The organism is Planctomicrobium mucosum (assembly GCF_051466335.1).
Taxonomy (GTDB): domain Bacteria; phylum Planctomycetota; class Planctomycetia; order Planctomycetales; family Planctomycetaceae; genus Planctomicrobium.
Genome location: NZ_CP195793.1, coordinates 2,571,284 through 2,586,209 on the forward strand (window position 1 = coordinate 2,571,284; position 14,926 = coordinate 2,586,209).

Consider the following 14,926-nt stretch of genomic DNA (forward strand, 5'->3'; position numbering starts at 1 on the left):
GCTTTAAAGTCGAGATTTTCCAAGTCGAAACGAACGATGCGAGATCGACGTGAAGAGCAACCAGAAACAAGTGCCAATTACAAACAGAAGGAACGTCGCTGCCAACTGGCAAGCGATTGACGATGCCAGCGATTTCCAATCGGAGATTGTCGTCGTGATTGCCAGTTGAACGATTCGCATCGTTCCGATCCCGATCAGCAGCACGGCCCCCTGTAAAAGTCTGTCGAGAATTGTCGAGGCGGCTCTTTCATAGGCCTGCTGCCACGCGACGAACAAGCCAATTGTGGCGAATATCATGATGCCCCAGGCAGGAGTTGAGGCGGTAATATAAGACTCGGCGAGCCCAATGACTCCCGACCAGGCGACCAACTCCGCTCCTCGCAATGTCAGGCAGAAGACGAGGAATAGCAAGTGGATGAAGTACGGTGTCACCTGGAGATCGACCCATGTCGGAAGTCCGACATCAATCGCTGTCGCAATGTAAGTCAGCGTTGCAAAGATAAACTGTTTACGAAGCATGTCGTCGTGGTTCCGTCCAGAATCAGTCGACGGAAGGATAGACTCAATCGGTGGTTAGAGGCAATCCGGGATTTTCTTCTAAGTCGATCGGTCAGCCTGCGACGCGTATGACAACAGCTTTTCGATAGCGGCAGCATTCGCTGCTGGAAAATTCAACTCTCTGATTCTATCAATTTCGTGCCAGAAAAATCGCTGGTGAAGTTCATCGCTTCTCAGACCGATCGGCTGACACAAATAGAAATAGAGTTCGACACTGCCGTGGTCGTATGTGTGTGATGTGTGGTCGAGCAATGCACTAGGCTCGACATGTAACCCGGTTTCTTCCAGGCATTCCCTTCGGGCACACTCAGCCGGGGATTCGTTGGCTTCGCATTTTCCCCCGGGAAACTCGTGCATCCCGGCGAGGACTGTGCCTGATTCGCGAATCCCAGCAAGAAATCGACATTCGTGGCACACAATGGCAATTCCGATACGTTTCACGTCGTTGGGCAGGTCGTTGGGATTGTTCGGCGAAGAAAGACTCATCCGTGAGGATCCAAGTGATTCAAAAAGGAAGCGATAGTCGCAGGTTCAAGACAGGTACAAGAACAGTGAAGTCGCGAAACGTTCGCCGTTACGCTCAAATATGATCCAGATTTGGTTTCGGATGCAATGCTCGGCGATTTGGAACACTCGCATCGTTGTAGATGCTCATTGCAGCTAGAACGCCTTTCACGGGAATGTGGCGTTTCGGCGGCGATAAATGCAGCAGTTGAACGAGTTTTTTTCACCATTCGCCGCCACACACCCCTGAGACAGGGGCTAGTTGTTGAAAAGAGATGTTGAATGTCGACTCAAGGAATCCCGCCCGCCGCTGATGAGGCGTCTCGATTATTTGTTGAGTTCTGCAATGTCGTTGCGAAGTTACGGTCCCCGGAAGGATGTCCTTGGGACCGCGAGCAAACGATGAAGACGATCAAGCCGTACACGCTGGAAGAGACCTACGAACTTCTCGAAGCGATTGATGCGGATGACAACGCCGGGATTCAGGAAGAACTGGGAGATGTGTTGCTCCAAGTGGTGCTCGATGCCCAGATCGCTGCGGACGAGGGGCGGTTTACAATTCTCGAGGTGTTGGAGGGGATCACCAAGAAAATGGTCGCGCGCCACCCGCATGTGTTCGGGGATGAATCTGCAGCGAATGCTGCAGAGGTACGAGCGCATTGGGAACGGGTGAAGTCAGCAGAAAAGAAGAGAGATTCTGCACTGGATGGAATTCCACCGGACCTCCCTGCTCTCGCAAAGGCTGCACGGATTACGAAGAAAGCTGCCGGCGTTGGATATGACTTCCCGCATCGTGCGATGCTGTTTGATAAGTTGCGAGAAGAAGTCGGAGAGTTGCGTGCCGAACTCGATCCAAACAACGAAATGCCGGACATCCCGGCGAGTGTAGACATGGCGCCAGTTCCTGATGAGCCGATTTTGGATGCGGCACGACTCGATCGAATCGAAGGAGAGATTGGCGACGTTCTTTTCGTCATTGCCAACATTGCCCGTCGTTGGGGCGTGAACCCCGAAGAGGCGCTCAGGCGTTCGAACGCCAAGTTCTCCAAGCGGTTTCAACACATTGAACATGGATTGAAGCTGCAAGGGAAAACAATTCGAGACGCGAATCTCCAGGAGATGGAAACTCTCTATCAGGAGCGAAAGCAGCTCGAGAAGGCGGAACTCGCTGCGAAAGAGCATCAAGACCAATAAGTCCCCCTCGCCACATACTGCCTCGCAATCAACTGCTGGCGCTTCGGTAGTGTGTCAGGGACCATGTGAAGATCCAGCGGGAAACAGCGAGAAAGAACAGAGTGAGCAGTGGGGCGATGATGAGCACTGTCCAGTTTGGTTGGAGGGCCTTCTCAAGCAAAACTCGTGCTGGAAGCGTCACCACGAGGAGAATAGGAATGACGAATGAGAAGGCAAACCAGATGATGCCTCCCCCATTCGCCTGCTGGTAAAAATTCTGTGGGTAACGGGCAAACACAGTCAGGTAGAACCAGAATTCATACAGACTTTGATTTCGCCCCATCCAGATACTGGTGCTCGCCAGTGCTATCATCAGCGAGTAGAAGAATGCCACGCCTATCGCGACCAGCAGGAAGTACATCAGGACATTTCCGGCAGTCACAGTCACTCCGAGCTTCCAGAGTGAATAACAGAGAATTCCAAGCGAGATGATCACTTGGTTGATCATCGGAAAATCGATCGTCTGAAAAGAGATCAGGAATTGGGTATCGATTGGTTTCAGCAATGCGAAGTCGAGATTGCCGGTGCGGATCAGCTCGCTGAAGTTGGCGCAGTTGGGCATGAAAAAAGCCTCGACCAGGCCGTTAATGAGCATGCCCGTCGCCATGAACGCAAAGTATTCATACTGTGACCAGTCTTGAATGGTGGTCACTTTGCCGTAGATGATTTGAAATAAAATCAACTGGGCAGCAATCCAGAACGTCTGAGTAAAAATCTCGATGATGAAATGAGTGCGAAACATCATCGCCCTGACGAGTGAATTTCGCAGGAACATCAGCCAGACGCTGGAATATTGCGGACGAAATGGGGGGGCAGCTTGCATGGCGTCAGTTTCGACTCTTCCGAAACTGGTGTCTAGGGAAACTGAACAGGATTTCGTCTCATGAGTCAACCCGGAACAAGTGCCGCGAGTCTCAAAATCGCTGGTTCAGGACGATGGCGAGGGGCGTCTGTATTTGCGTTCAGAAACTGAACGAGAAAAGCGTTGGGGGGCCTGTTTTTGACGACGGAGGCACGTTCAGATACAAACTTCATGAGGCGAAGTTGAATTGCCCGACTGCACTCGAGAGAATTCCACCTTTCGGGCCTGATTTTGTAACTATTTCCTCTCACGTGAAATCTGTTTATTCGCATGTCTGACTCCGCCGTTTACCAACAGAGCATTCGCCCCGGTTCCACTCAGAAATACGGGGTTCACGAAGTTTTGACTGCCTGTCCGCAATCAGGCGATCTGCTCGATGTTTGTTACGACTGGGACAAACTTCAGGTTCCGACCTCGTTGAAGGAGTTTGAAAAACGCTGGAACACCCGCCGGAATCCACTTGATTACAGTGGTGTCTGGCGGTTCCGCGATCTGCTCCCCTTCGCTCCCGAAGACCAGATTGTGACGATCGGCGAAGGCCAGACTTTTCTGCAAGACTCGCATGCTGTCGCAAAATATGTGGGGGTCAAATCGGGAGGGCTGTTCCTGCAGTATGAAGGGTTGAATCCTTCTGGCAGCTTCAAAGACAACGGGATGACCGCTGCGGTGACGCACGCCCGAATGGTCGGAGCGAAGATGGCAGCCTGTGCTTCGACAGGAAATACAAGTGCCTCCCTCGCCATTTATGCCGGCGTCTCCGGGTTGATGAAAGTCATTGTGTTCGTTGGCAGCGGAAAGATTTCCTATGGGAAATTGTCTCAGGCACTTGATTACGGTGCGGTGACATTGCAGATCGCTGGCGACTTTGATGATGCACTCGTTCAGGTACGCGATGTCTGCAAAAACGCGGGAATTTACCTGTGCAACAGCGTCAATCCGTTCCGCCTTGAAGGCCAGAAAACGATCATGTATCGCGTTCTGGAAGGGCTGAACTGGCAGGTTCCTGACTGGATCGTGGTGCCGGGCGGAAATCTGGGGAACTCCAGCGCCTTTGGAAAAGCGTTCATGGAACTCAAGCAACTTGGGCTGATTGATCGAGTTCCCCGCCTCGCTGTAATCAACGCAGCGGGGGCGAACACCTTATACCGGCTTTACGAGCATGACGGCCTGCGTTGGAACAACGGTCAACCCGATGAGAAATTGATCCAGTCGTTCTACGGCAAAATGGATCAGGAGAATCATCGTGCTCACACATTGGCAAGCGCGATCGAGATCAATCGCCCCGTCAATCTGGAGAAGTGTTTACGGGCACTCGACTTCTGTGATGGAGTTGTTCGCGAAGTCACTGATGAAGAGATTCTGGACGCAAAAGCACAAGTTGGCGCAGGTGGTTTTGGGTGTGAACCAGCGAGCGGTGCGAGTGTCGCAGGAGCTCGTAAGCTGCGGCAGGAAGGCATTATTGCTCCAAGTGATCGCGTTGTTTGCATTTTGACCGGACACCAATTGAAAGACCCGTCGGCGACCGTTTCGTATCACTCAGATGAAAAACAGGCGTCGACGTCGACCTTCCGGAACGCGCCCATCGCAGTAGCGAACGATTTTGACCGAATCATCGAAGTGATCAGAGGAGTTTGAAGCAATTTTGACATAGTTTGTGAGGGGTGATCGGTGTTGCTGAAATGCTTGACTCGATCACCGGTGGATTTGACGCGGCAACGAATGCCAAGTCCAGGAGAGAATTGATGTTCAGCCCGTTCGAGGAACTGGAAGATCTTGCCAATTATCTCCCTGAAGAGGGGGAATCCGTCTTGTTGACGCGGGAAGAGGGAAAGCTGGTTTGCAAACCGATCCGTCAAGAGAATCTCCGTGATGGAATCGAGAACGCGGAGTTCTATGGGCTGCTAGTGCTCTCGGATGAGCGCCTGCGATCGGTGCGGAATGTCCCGATTCAACTCACTGTCGCCTTTCTGACGTTGGCAGCCGTGTTGCTTTACGGCGTGCTGGGGATGACTCTGAAGGAGTGGTATCTCATCGTTGGTCTGGCTCCCTGTGCGTTCCTCGCAATGCAGACTTGGATTTGCCAGCGACAAAGACTCCTCTTCGACGTCGAAATTGCTCCGTCTTTGATTCGGGAACTGAAGCTGCGTGGATTTCGTCTCAATGCATTGATGGCTGGAGTCAGTCAGCACGCCGAACTGCAGCTACTGTTTCGGAAAATGGTGAGATGGATGCCGGAATTAGGCTCCGCTGTCCGACGGTAGAAGTTCTCCGATTCAACGGCATGTTGTTGGACCAACCGTCTGATCAACAGTGGATCACTAGGTGATTCAAGGGTGGTCGGAGATTTGCGTGATTTGGGGTGGTTGAAGAGCGGCTTGGCGAAGAATGACCTTTGGTCGCGTCCCGGAAATACTCTAAGATCAATTGCTGCCGAAATCGTTCAGGGAATGAGTTCGGCTTCGCGGAATACTGGCACCTATGGTCGCGCCGTCAGCGAGAGGTAAGATCAGGAATGGGGATTTCGAATCGCGATTACATGGGAGGAAGCTCTCGACCGTGGGATCGCGCATCTGGTGGCGGTCAATGGAGTATGGTGACGACGCTCATCGTCATCAACATCGTCGTGTTCGTGTTACAACTGGTGACAGCTCGAACTGGGCTTCTCGAATCCTGGTTCAGACTGTCCAGCGACGCGATTACCAGCTTCCAGCTCTGGCGGTTAGTTACCTTCGATTTCCTGCATGATGCAAGTTCGGCACTCCCCTTCCATCTGCTTTTTAATATGCTTTTGCTGTACGTGGCAGGGTCTCGTGTTGAAGCGAAATACGGATCGCGCGAGTTTCTCGCTCTCTATCTGATTTCCGGTGTCTCGGCAGCATTACTGTTCCTGTTGTGGAACGTCATTACGGGAAGCGACTCAACAGCCATTGGAGCGTCCGGTTCGGTTGTGGCCATCATGATCGTCTACGCCATGAACTGGCCCCGCGAAGTCTGGAACATCTGGGGAATACTCCCCATTCCTGTTTACATCATTGCAATCATTGCTGTCGTTACTGACGTTCTCCCGATGCTCCAGGAGTTGGGGGGGCAAGTCGTTCTATCGAGGGCGGCGCACGCAGCCCATATCGGCGGAATGATCTTCGGGTACCTTTATGTTCGATACCAATGGGAGATCACGTCGTTCCTGGGTGATTGGAATGGAAAATCGCTGCGCCGTATGTTCCAGTCGCGACCTAAATTAAAGGTTCATATTCCCGACGGCGATTCCAATTCAGATCTCGATGCAGACGGCGGCGTTCAGGAGACGAACGAAGAAAAGCTGGATCGATTGCTGATGAAAATCAGCGAGCAATCAGAAGCCAGCCTTACTTCGGAAGAACGCCAGTTTTTGGCCGATACAAGTCGACGTTTTCGAAATCGTCGCAGCTAATCAGGTTTCACGGGGTCCTCTTCATCGAATCCGGGAAATCACCTGAGAGTTTTTTCAACGTTCATTAAAAACTCGACAATTCTATTTGTTTTGTCGGCGGGTTTTGATTTAAGATCAGTCCTGATTTTCGATGAAACACCAGTCCCTCTGGGAGATCAGAATGAACGTCTTCAAATTCGCGGGCGTCACAGCCGCTTGTCTCGTTTTGACTGCAACCCAGTGTTTGGCAGCTGAGGTAAAGGTCGAAGGTGTCCACCTCTGCTGTGGAGGATGCGTGAAAGCGGCGACGGCAGCCCTGTCGAAAGTCGACGGCGTGACCAATCCCACCGTCGATCAGGATGGAGGAACGGTCGCATTTGAAGCCTCTGACGATGCAGCAGCAGCTCGAGGACTGACCGCTCTCGCTGATACAGGGCTTTACGGGAAAACAGAGACCACCGGCCCGGAATTCAAAATCAAAGCTGATGCAGTCAAGAACGAAGTAAAAATCACCAAAGTGCATGCCTGCTGCGGCGGCTGTGTCGATGCGATTGAATCCGCACTCAAAAAAGTGACCGGGGTGAAATCTGTCGAGACAACTCAGTCGAAGAAGGGCGAATTCGCTCTGAAAGGCGAAAAAATCAATCTTTCAGAGACACTGCGAGCTCTTCACGAAGCGGGATTCCACGGCAAAGTGGAATAGGTGTGTCCAGAACGCCTGTAAAATTGGTATCTTTCCAGCCAGTGGCCTGAGTGCGGCCACTGGCTTTTTTTCTGCACGGATCAAAGGATGGAATAACTGTCATTTCGATCGAGTGTCTGATCAGAAATTGAATCTCCCTGATCTGTTATGAACGAACCGACGTACCGAGTTGAGCTTGATCTCTTTACAGGTCCACTGGACCTGCTGCTCTACCTCGTGCGCCGAAATGAACTGGATATCGTTAATCTGGAAATCGCTCGGATCACTCAGCAGTTCCACGAGTTCCTCGATGTACTTCAGCAGATCGATCTCGATTTTGTCGGCGACTTTGTGGTGATGGCCAGTACGCTCGTGGAAATCAAGAGCCGAAATGTGCTTCCCACTATTGTCGAGGAGGAGCCCGATTCGTTGGGTGCTCCACAAGCCGGTGATCCCAGGTCTGACCTGATTCGACAACTTCTCGAGTACAAACAGTTCAAAGAAGCTGCGACGTCGCTCGAAGAACAGGCGCTGCAATGGCAGGAACGCTATCCTCGACTCGCTGATGAACGCCCTACGGCCGGAAAGAACCCAGCCGCTGACCGCATTAAAGAGGTGGAGCTCTGGGACCTGGTGAGCGCACTGGGGCGGGTTCTGAAAAAGAATGAGGCGGAATCGAACTCAACCATCCGCTACGATGAAACTCCAATTCAGACCTACGTTGAACAAATCGGGGCACTCGTCAGAGCTCGGGGGGGGATGCCATTCACCTCGCTGTTCGATGAAGAAACGATGCGTAGCAAGATCGTCGGAATGTTTCTGGCGATCCTCGAATTGATCCGCCATCACCAATTTCGTTGTGAGCAACCAGATCCCTTTGGCGAGATCCTTCTCTTGCCCCCTGCTTCTCTGGAATCCACTGTTGAGGACGATGGGATGCAGAGCGATGGATCAGGGCTGGACTCTGAATCCGAATCGCCTGCAGTAGACACCCACGCTCTGGGGGAGGCCGAGTCTCATGAACTTCCCGAATAAAAAAAGCCGACGTCCTCGAAGGAAGTCGGCTCAGATTGAACAGCTTTATCAGCTGCGTTTAATCACATGTTGTGATCTAGTGAGCTGCCTCAGCTTCGGAAGCTGAATGACCGGCATGCTCTTCTTCGGATTCTTTTTCCAATCTGACCGAATCCGCATAAGACGGAACCGCGGCGGAGTGCTTACGTGTCAAGTAATCGCTCATCAGGAAGGTGAAAAAGATCCCCAGCCAGATGGCACCGATAATTGCAAACACCTGAATCAAAGGCGTTTCGTCTTTGACGTGCATGAAGTACAGCACGATGAGCACTGTCTTCAGGGTCGCAATTCCCATACAGACCGGGAACGAGAAAATTCCCATTGGAATGTACGCTGCACCAACTGTCGCCAGTACGAGGACCAGCAGTGCGATATAGATTGTCACATACAACGTGGTATGAGAGTGGTGCTCATGCGCGTGTGAATGTGCATCGGAATGTGAATGAGCCATCATCTTGCCTTATCGTCGCCCGACGGAAGTAAATAACAACTGTCGGGATCTCTGAAATTTGAAACTGTTCCGGAACATCTCAACGTGTGCCGACCCAATTAGTGAGTCGTCCGGTCGATGAGATACAAAAGCGGGAACAGAAACACCCAGACGATGTCCACAAAGTGCCAGTACAAGCCAACCATTTCGATTGGTGTGTAATACTCCGCTGCAAATTTGTTCATACCCGCCTGGATCCAGAGCGTAATCAACAATCCGAATCCAATCACCATGTGCAAGGCATGAAAGCCTGTCATGACAAAGTAAAAGGAGAAGAACAGTTGTACTGGACCAGTGTTGTCGAAGTGTGGGAGTGAGTGACCATCTGTGTGGAGAGGGTCTTTTGACGGAGTCGCTGCGTGAGCGTCACCTGCAGCATGGACTGCATCTTCAGCATGCTTGTCCCAGACAAAGTAAGGTCCGGGAACGTGCCTGTGATTCCACTTGTCGGCATATTCAACGGCCTTCACGCCGAGGAATGCAGCACCGAAGACGATTGTGAGCATCACCCATTTCTGGATGGCTTTACTGTCGCCTCGCTTACCTGCGTCGACCGCGAAAGCCATTGTGAGGCTACTAGTCAGCAGAATACCTGTATTGATTGTTCCCCAGAAGAGGTCCAATGTGCGGCTTGCTGCATCCCATTCAGTGAAGTACCAGTAACGGTACACCATGTAGCATGCGAACATTCCACCGAAGAAGAGGACTTCCTGTACCAGAAAGGCCCACATCCCCAGCGCCGCGGAGGTCCGCTGTTGTTGCAGGTCATCAAACTGATGCCTGAGGTACGAAGGTGATGAAGCGTGGGAGGTCATTCGAATCGATCTCTTATTCTGTACGATCGTGCCAGTGGAAATTAGTGATGGTTTGAGGTTGTGCCGGTTTTCACAGGCTCAGGAGCATAATCCGGATTCTCTGGGAGATTCGGGATCGTGCCAGTGTCCTCTGGGTCATAATCGTAAGCGTCACGTGTGACGACAGGGGTTTCATCGAAGTTGAATGTCGGCGGAGGTGACGACGTTTCCCACTCCAGACCAGTTGCACGCCAAGGGTTTGGACCAGCCTTCTTCCCATACTTCAAGGACCAGAGCAGATATCCAAGTGGCAGGAGGTATCCCAATCCGAGGATCGATGCTCCAGCAGTCGACATCACGTTCAGCACCTGGAATTCGTCGCTGTACGCGTGGTAACGGCGAGGCATTCCCAAGTATCCCAAAATGAACTGCGGGAAGAATGTCAGGTTGAATCCGACGAAAATCAGAATCGCCGAAATACGTCCCCAACCTTCTGGATACATCCGGCCAGTCATCTTTGGCCACCAGAAGTGAATACCGCCCATGTAACCCATCACCGCTCCACCCACCATGATGTAGTGGAAGTGAGCAACAACGAAGTATGTGTCGTGAACGTGGACATCAACAGCCAGCGTTGCGAGGAACAGTCCAGTCAGACCACCGATTGTGAACAGACCGATGAATCCCAAGGCGTACAGCATTGCTGTATTCCAGATGATCGATCCCTTGTAGATCGTCGCAGTCCAGTTAAAGACCTTGATCGATGACGGAATCGCCACCAGCATACTCAGGAATGAGAAGACGAATCCGGCGTACATCGACTGTCCGGTCACGAACATGTGGTGACCCCACACGACGAATCCGAGGATTGCGATACCAAGGCTGGAAGCCGCGATAAATGTGTAACCGAAGACCTTCTTACGTGAGAAGCAGGAAACGATTTCGCTGATGACACCCATTGCTGGCAGCAACATGATGTACACGGCAGGATGTGAGTAGAACCAGAACAAGTGCTGGAACAGGATCGGATCACCACCGAGCCGTGGATCGAAAATTGGAACATGGAACGCACGTTCAATTCCGACCAGCAGCACAGTGATTGCAATCACTGGTGTACCGAGGATGATGACCAGACTAGTTGCATAGTTCGCCCACACGAAGAGTGGAAGACGGAACCAGGTCAGTCCAGGAGCTCGCATTGTGTGAACAGTGGTGATGAAGTTCACCGCTGTCAGGATCGATGAGAATCCGTTGACGAATACCCCAAGGGCAGCAGCCATCACCGCGGAGTTCCCGTAGGTACTCGAATACGGTGTATAGAAGGTCCACCCGGTGTCGACGCCACCCGCGATGATCGCCCAGACCGTGAAAATTCCCCCGATGGTATAGATGTACCAGCTGGCAAGATTCAGTTTCGGAAAGGCGAGGTCACGTGCCCCGATCATAATCGGGAGGCAGAAGTTTCCTAACACCGCCGGAACAGCGGGAATCAGGAAGAAGAACACCATGATGATTCCGTGCAACGTAAACAGCTTGTTATACGTTTCTGGAATGACCAGATCGCCACGTGGAGTCATCAGCTCCATGCGAAACAGGACCGCAGTCGCTCCCCCGAGGAAGAAAAACGCTGTGATGCTGATCAGGTACAGGAGCGCGACACGTTTGTGATCTGTGGTGAATAACCAAGACCAGACGTTGTAGTTCGCGTTGATATAGTTGCGTTTCACTTTATCGATCTTCCGATCTCACTCATCGATTCCGTGCTTGTGATGGTATCGCGTGATTATTGTGGTGTGAGGGTTGGTTCAGCTGTTTCCGAAGGTGCTTCTTCTGCAGGAGCAGCAGCATCCGGTTGCGGCGGTGCGGCGACTTCTGGTTCAGTTGCGGGAGCTTCCGGAGGTGCAACAGCAGCTTCTGGTTGAACAGTTGCTGGTTTTACCTCACCCTTCAACGTCTTGATGTACGCGATAAGACTTGTGACTTCTTCCTCAGTGATTTGACCTTGGAAGCTCGGCATCACAGCCTGATAGCCCGCGAGAACCTGCTTGTTTGGCAGCATGATGGAGTCACGCAAGTACTGTTCGTTCGCAAGTGCGAGGCCGCCTCCCTTGAGAGGACGATCCTTACCAAAAATGCCGGTGAGGGCAGGACCGTTACCGTTGCCTTCAGCCTTGTGACATGTCGCACAACGGAATCGATCGAACAGCTTCTGACCAACAACTTCCGGTGCTTCACCGGTGTCGTCTGCCAACCAGCGGGCGTAATCTGACGGTTCGAGAACGGTTACCGTTCCAATCATCCCGGAGTGCTCTGTTCCGCAGTATTCTGCACAGAACAGATGGTAAGTACCGGGTTTGGTCGGTGTGAACCACAGCTGAGTGTAGTAACCGGGGACAACGTCCTGTTTGACCCGGAATGCCGGGACGAAGAAGCTATGAATCACATCTTCGCTGATCATTCGCAAACGGACGGGTTGTCCAGCGGGGACATGCAGAGAGTTGATTTCTGCTTTGCCACCTGGATGTCGGATCTTCCACATCCATTGCTTTCCAACCACTTCGATGTTCATCGCATCTTCCGGTGGATGGTGCATGTCGAAGTAAATGACAGCTCCCCATGCGAACATGATCATGGAAACGACGAGCGGACCGCTCGCCCAGATCAGCTCAAGGAAGTTGTTGTGCATTTGCCCGCGACGATTTGCCTTCGAACCGCGGCGGTAATAAATCCCGAATCCGATCACCATGATACAGATCAGGACCGTCGACACGACGGTTACCCCAACCATGAACGCGTATAACGCGTCCACTCGGCCCGAGAAGTTCGAGGCGGATTCTGGAAACCATTGGAAGGATTTATTAAGCATGGCTGCCTCCCCCCTGGTTAAACCGTTCGTGAATCAGTTTTCGTTCACGCATCAACATGAGTCCCACACCGCCACCTAACAAAATAACAGTCAGAACTCCGCTCACTTGAAGCAGTCTTCTGATGTTCCGACCATATGTCCCATCGTCAGGGTTGTACGAGAAACAGAATAACAAGACATGGTCAGCTGCGCTGCCCACCCGTCCTTCTGATGACTCAACCACTGCCAATCTCAAATCACGTGGAGCGAATTCCACTCCATACAAGTACCTTGAAACGATTCCAGTCGGAGTACACACCACAACACCGGCTGCATGCTGATATTGCTCGGTTTTCTCGTCCCACTTTGCACGGAAGCCAATGACTTGGCAAAGTTTGTCAATCGATTCTTTTTCGCCTGTCAGGAAGTGCCATCCATCGTTTGCTTCAGGCACCCCGTAACCGGCCAAATAGCCTTTTCGCTTTTGCTCAGCAAGTGCCGGCTTTTCAGTCGGATCAATACTGAACGTAACAATCTGAAAGTCTTTCCCGGCTGTCATTCCGACTGATGCATGAAGGCCTCTTAACCCTCGCACCATGCCGTTCAGCTCAAGTCCGCAGAGCATCGGGCATTTGTAGTAAACCGGCATCAGGATGACCGGCTTATCTCCGAAATATGAACCGAGTTCGACGGTTTTCCCTGACTGGTCTTTGAACTGTAGATCGAGAGGTATTTTCTCTCCCATACGCTGGTCAAAGCCGATGTCCTTGGGAGGCCCCTGGGCGAATCCAGCGGATCCCACTACCAGGTTCAGCAGCAGTGCTACGGCTGTAACACATGCAAAACTGATCCAGTGAGTGTCAGGGACGTACCGGGAATTCATTCTGTTTTTCCGTATTTCGAAACAATCAGTTCCATTGCTCGACTGACTGGAATATGGGCCAGATTTTGTTTCTGGTCGATCCAACCGTATCCATCGAGAATATGAGCCTGCTTGTCGTCGTAGATCTTGCGGCTTGCTCGCTGGTTGTAATCCAGTGGTGCACTCCGATTAATTCGATTCTGCTGTTCAAACTTGTCGCTCGGATGAACGATTGCGACTCCGTCAGCCAATGCCAACTGGAAAGCTCTCATCAATCCCATCGAAACAATGATCAAGGTGACCAGTCCAATCAATCCGGCCCAAAGGATTCCGGTCTTGATTTTGACCCGTTCTTCGATCGGGTCCCCTGGTGCATAGTGATGTTCGTCACTCATGTGGTTACTCCTGCTGCATGATCGGCAGCGTGAGTTTCGGCTGCGTGATGACCTTCGTTGACAATTACTTCAGCAAGGCTGTTAAACTTCCGCTGGAAGACTGTGATCCAGACTCCACCGATCGCGATGATGGAAACAATCGCCGCGAGGACTGATAGAAGGGGTTGGCTGAAAGTTGCCCCCTTCATTGCCTGCAGTGGTGTTGAAGGAATCAAGGTCCACATTGTGTCAATGGCACACATAACAAGCAGCAGACCTGCAACGCAACGGAGCGCAGTCCGACTTCGTTTTACTGGACGTGCCAGCAGCAAAACGAATGGAAGCACGAAATGGAGACCGAAGAGAATGAACGAAACTGGGGTCCAGAACGGAGTCTGTCGCTGAACAAACCAATCGATTTCCGCTGCGATATCACCGGTCCAGATCAGCACGTACTGAGAGAACGAGGTGTAGGTCCAGAGGATGTTGAAGCCCTGCTGGAGGTTACCCAGTTCAAGAACGCGTTCGTTCTGGTACCAAGTCTGATTGTGGAGTCGTGTGAGACGCCAGATGATGCAGAACGCCAGAGCGGAAATTCCGCAGTTGAGCGTACGAATCACTGGATACATTGACGATGCCCAAGTGGGAGTCAACGCCATCATGAAATTGACGGAAATCAGTGCGAAGGTCACAAAGAACACCAGAATTCCCATCGCTGGTGCGAACTGTGGAAGACTGACTTGCGGATTGTTGACGACCTTCTTGTAACGCCCGAGTTGCAGGGCTGCGTATCCAAGCCAGATCAACGAGACCACTGCGTAGCCGATCCAAACTGTGGATGGCTTCAGAAGGACCTGCTGATGAGAATTGAGATGCTCGTACTTAACAGGGTCTGCCCAAGGAAAGACGTATGATGCGCCCAATCCGAGGAGAGCAAAAAAGATCAGGGACGTCAGCAGTGTGCCCACCCCGGCGTGAAGTTCACGATAAATGAACAGTCCCCAACGTCCGCCTGTTGTCCCATGAATCAGGGAAAGTCCCAAACATCCGCAGGAAATGCTGAGCCAGAAGACTGCCCCAACAAGATACCCGGCCCAAAATGCTTGAGGGGAGGAGAACGCCAGGACGACGCAGATGATGGCTGCAACGACAGACCCGACGAGCCACTTCCCGACGGGAGATTGGCCAGCTTGTGTGTCGATTTGTTTCAGCGGTGCGGTCATGGGATGTTTTGTCAGT

At 52.0% G+C, this 14,926-nt stretch carries 16 protein-coding genes; 6 read left to right on the top strand and 10 right to left on the bottom strand.

What is annotated here, in order from left to right:
• Positions 1–3: 3 nt before the first annotated feature.
• The gene (locus SH668x_RS10380; RefSeq protein ID WP_437184986.1) at positions 4–519 is read right to left on the bottom strand and encodes a hypothetical protein; all 516 of its coding nucleotides are present in this window, start codon (positions 517–519) and stop codon (positions 4–6) included.
• A 78-nt stretch (positions 520–597) separates the two neighbouring features.
• Complete coding sequence (locus SH668x_RS10385; RefSeq protein WP_437184987.1) at positions 598–1,044, bottom strand: (deoxy)nucleoside triphosphate pyrophosphohydrolase; 447 nt, start codon at positions 1,042–1,044, stop codon at positions 598–600.
• A 300-nt stretch (positions 1,045–1,344) separates the two neighbouring features.
• Between SH668x_RS10385 and mazG the strand changes: the two genes are divergently transcribed.
• Positions 1,345–2,256, top strand: a complete 912-nt coding sequence (gene mazG, locus SH668x_RS10390) for a nucleoside triphosphate pyrophosphohydrolase (RefSeq protein ID WP_437184988.1) — start codon at positions 1,345–1,347, stop codon at positions 2,254–2,256.
• Between the two features lie 28 nt (positions 2,257–2,284).
• Here the strand turns inward: mazG and SH668x_RS10395 are convergent, their stop codons facing one another.
• On the bottom strand, positions 2,285–3,118 hold the full coding sequence (locus SH668x_RS10395) for an ABC transporter permease (RefSeq protein WP_437184989.1): 834 nt from the start codon (positions 3,116–3,118) through the stop codon (positions 2,285–2,287).
• Positions 3,119–3,427: 309 nt separating this feature from the next.
• On the opposite strand from SH668x_RS10395, the gene thrC reads away from it, so the two are divergent.
• The 5 genes from thrC to SH668x_RS10420 all read left to right on the top strand — a co-directional run bounded on the left by thrC (position 3,428) and on the right by SH668x_RS10420 (position 8,283).
• The gene (gene thrC / locus SH668x_RS10400) at positions 3,428–4,792 is read left to right on the top strand and encodes a threonine synthase (RefSeq protein WP_437184990.1); all 1,365 of its coding nucleotides are present in this window, start codon (positions 3,428–3,430) and stop codon (positions 4,790–4,792) included.
• Between the two features lie 107 nt (positions 4,793–4,899).
• A complete protein-coding gene (locus tag SH668x_RS10405) occupies positions 4,900–5,418 on the top strand; it encodes a hypothetical protein (protein ID WP_437184991.1) in 519 nt (172 codons plus the stop codon).
• Positions 5,419–5,669: 251 nt separating this feature from the next.
• Complete coding sequence (locus SH668x_RS10410; RefSeq protein ID WP_437184992.1) at positions 5,670–6,587, top strand: rhomboid family intramembrane serine protease; 918 nt, start codon at positions 5,670–5,672, stop codon at positions 6,585–6,587.
• Positions 6,588–6,747: 160 nt separating this feature from the next.
• Positions 6,748–7,269 carry a heavy-metal-associated domain-containing protein gene (locus SH668x_RS10415; RefSeq protein WP_437184993.1) on the top strand — a complete coding sequence of 174 codons (522 nt, stop codon included), beginning with the start codon at positions 6,748–6,750 and terminating at the stop codon, positions 7,267–7,269.
• Between the two features lie 147 nt (positions 7,270–7,416).
• Positions 7,417–8,283 (top strand): segregation and condensation protein A, encoded by an 867-nt coding sequence (locus SH668x_RS10420; RefSeq protein WP_437184994.1) that lies wholly within the window; start codon positions 7,417–7,419, stop codon positions 8,281–8,283.
• 76 nt (positions 8,284–8,359) lie between these two features.
• On the opposite strand, the gene SH668x_RS10425 is transcribed toward SH668x_RS10420, so the two are convergent.
• From SH668x_RS10425 to SH668x_RS10455, 7 genes are all read right to left on the bottom strand, one after another.
• The gene (locus SH668x_RS10425; RefSeq protein WP_437184995.1) at positions 8,360–8,776 is read right to left on the bottom strand and encodes a cytochrome C oxidase subunit IV family protein; all 417 of its coding nucleotides are present in this window, start codon (positions 8,774–8,776) and stop codon (positions 8,360–8,362) included.
• A gap of 95 nt (positions 8,777–8,871) precedes the next feature.
• Positions 8,872–9,627: a cytochrome c oxidase subunit 3 family protein gene (locus tag SH668x_RS10430; protein WP_437184996.1), complete on the bottom strand. Its 756-nt coding sequence runs from the start codon at positions 9,625–9,627 to the stop codon at positions 8,872–8,874.
• 41 nt (positions 9,628–9,668) lie between these two features.
• Positions 9,669–11,333, bottom strand: coding sequence for a cytochrome c oxidase subunit I (ctaD, locus tag SH668x_RS10435; RefSeq protein ID WP_437184997.1), 1,665 nt, complete (start codon positions 11,331–11,333; stop codon positions 9,669–9,671).
• A 56-nt stretch (positions 11,334–11,389) separates the two neighbouring features.
• A complete protein-coding gene (gene coxB / locus SH668x_RS10440) occupies positions 11,390–12,472 on the bottom strand; it encodes a cytochrome c oxidase subunit II (protein WP_437184998.1) in 1,083 nt (360 codons plus the stop codon).
• A complete protein-coding gene (locus SH668x_RS10445) occupies positions 12,465–13,334 on the bottom strand; it encodes an SCO family protein (protein ID WP_437184999.1) in 870 nt (289 codons plus the stop codon). The genes coxB and SH668x_RS10445 overlap by 8 nt, the downstream gene beginning before the upstream one ends.
• Positions 13,331–13,708, bottom strand: coding sequence for a hypothetical protein (locus SH668x_RS10450; protein WP_437185000.1), 378 nt, complete (start codon positions 13,706–13,708; stop codon positions 13,331–13,333). Before SH668x_RS10450 ends, SH668x_RS10445 begins: the two co-directional genes overlap by 4 nt.
• The gene (locus tag SH668x_RS10455; protein ID WP_437185001.1) at positions 13,705–14,910 is read right to left on the bottom strand and encodes a hypothetical protein; all 1,206 of its coding nucleotides are present in this window, start codon (positions 14,908–14,910) and stop codon (positions 13,705–13,707) included. The genes SH668x_RS10450 and SH668x_RS10455 overlap by 4 nt, the downstream gene beginning before the upstream one ends.
• Between the last annotated feature and the right edge of the window lie 16 nt (positions 14,911–14,926).

Coding starts and splice junctions, on each gene's coding strand:
- SH668x_RS10425 (WP_437184995.1), bottom strand. CDS start 8,776: ATGATGGCTCATTCACATTCCGATGCACATTCACACGCGCATGAGCAC.
- SH668x_RS10385 (WP_437184987.1), bottom strand. CDS start 1,044: ATGAGTCTTTCTTCGCCGAACAATCCCAACGACCTGCCCAACGACGTG.
- mazG (WP_437184988.1), top strand. CDS start 1,345: ATGTCGACTCAAGGAATCCCGCCCGCCGCTGATGAGGCGTCTCGATTA.
- SH668x_RS10450 (WP_437185000.1), bottom strand. CDS start 13,708: ATGAGTGACGAACATCACTATGCACCAGGGGACCCGATCGAAGAACGG.
- SH668x_RS10415 (WP_437184993.1), top strand. CDS start 6,748: ATGAACGTCTTCAAATTCGCGGGCGTCACAGCCGCTTGTCTCGTTTTG.
- SH668x_RS10380 (WP_437184986.1), bottom strand. CDS start 519: ATGCTTCGTAAACAGTTTATCTTTGCAACGCTGACTTACATTGCGACA.
- SH668x_RS10430 (WP_437184996.1), bottom strand. CDS start 9,627: ATGACCTCCCACGCTTCATCACCTTCGTACCTCAGGCATCAGTTTGAT.
- SH668x_RS10420 (WP_437184994.1), top strand. CDS start 7,417: ATGAACGAACCGACGTACCGAGTTGAGCTTGATCTCTTTACAGGTCCA.
- SH668x_RS10455 (WP_437185001.1), bottom strand. CDS start 14,910: ATGACCGCACCGCTGAAACAAATCGACACACAAGCTGGCCAATCTCCC.
- thrC (WP_437184990.1), top strand. CDS start 3,428: ATGTCTGACTCCGCCGTTTACCAACAGAGCATTCGCCCCGGTTCCACT.
- SH668x_RS10405 (WP_437184991.1), top strand. CDS start 4,900: ATGTTCAGCCCGTTCGAGGAACTGGAAGATCTTGCCAATTATCTCCCT.
- SH668x_RS10445 (WP_437184999.1), bottom strand. CDS start 13,334: ATGAATTCCCGGTACGTCCCTGACACTCACTGGATCAGTTTTGCATGT.
- SH668x_RS10410 (WP_437184992.1), top strand. CDS start 5,670: ATGGGGATTTCGAATCGCGATTACATGGGAGGAAGCTCTCGACCGTGG.
- SH668x_RS10395 (WP_437184989.1), bottom strand. CDS start 3,118: ATGCAAGCTGCCCCCCCATTTCGTCCGCAATATTCCAGCGTCTGGCTG.
- coxB (WP_437184998.1), bottom strand. CDS start 12,472: ATGCTTAATAAATCCTTCCAATGGTTTCCAGAATCCGCCTCGAACTTC.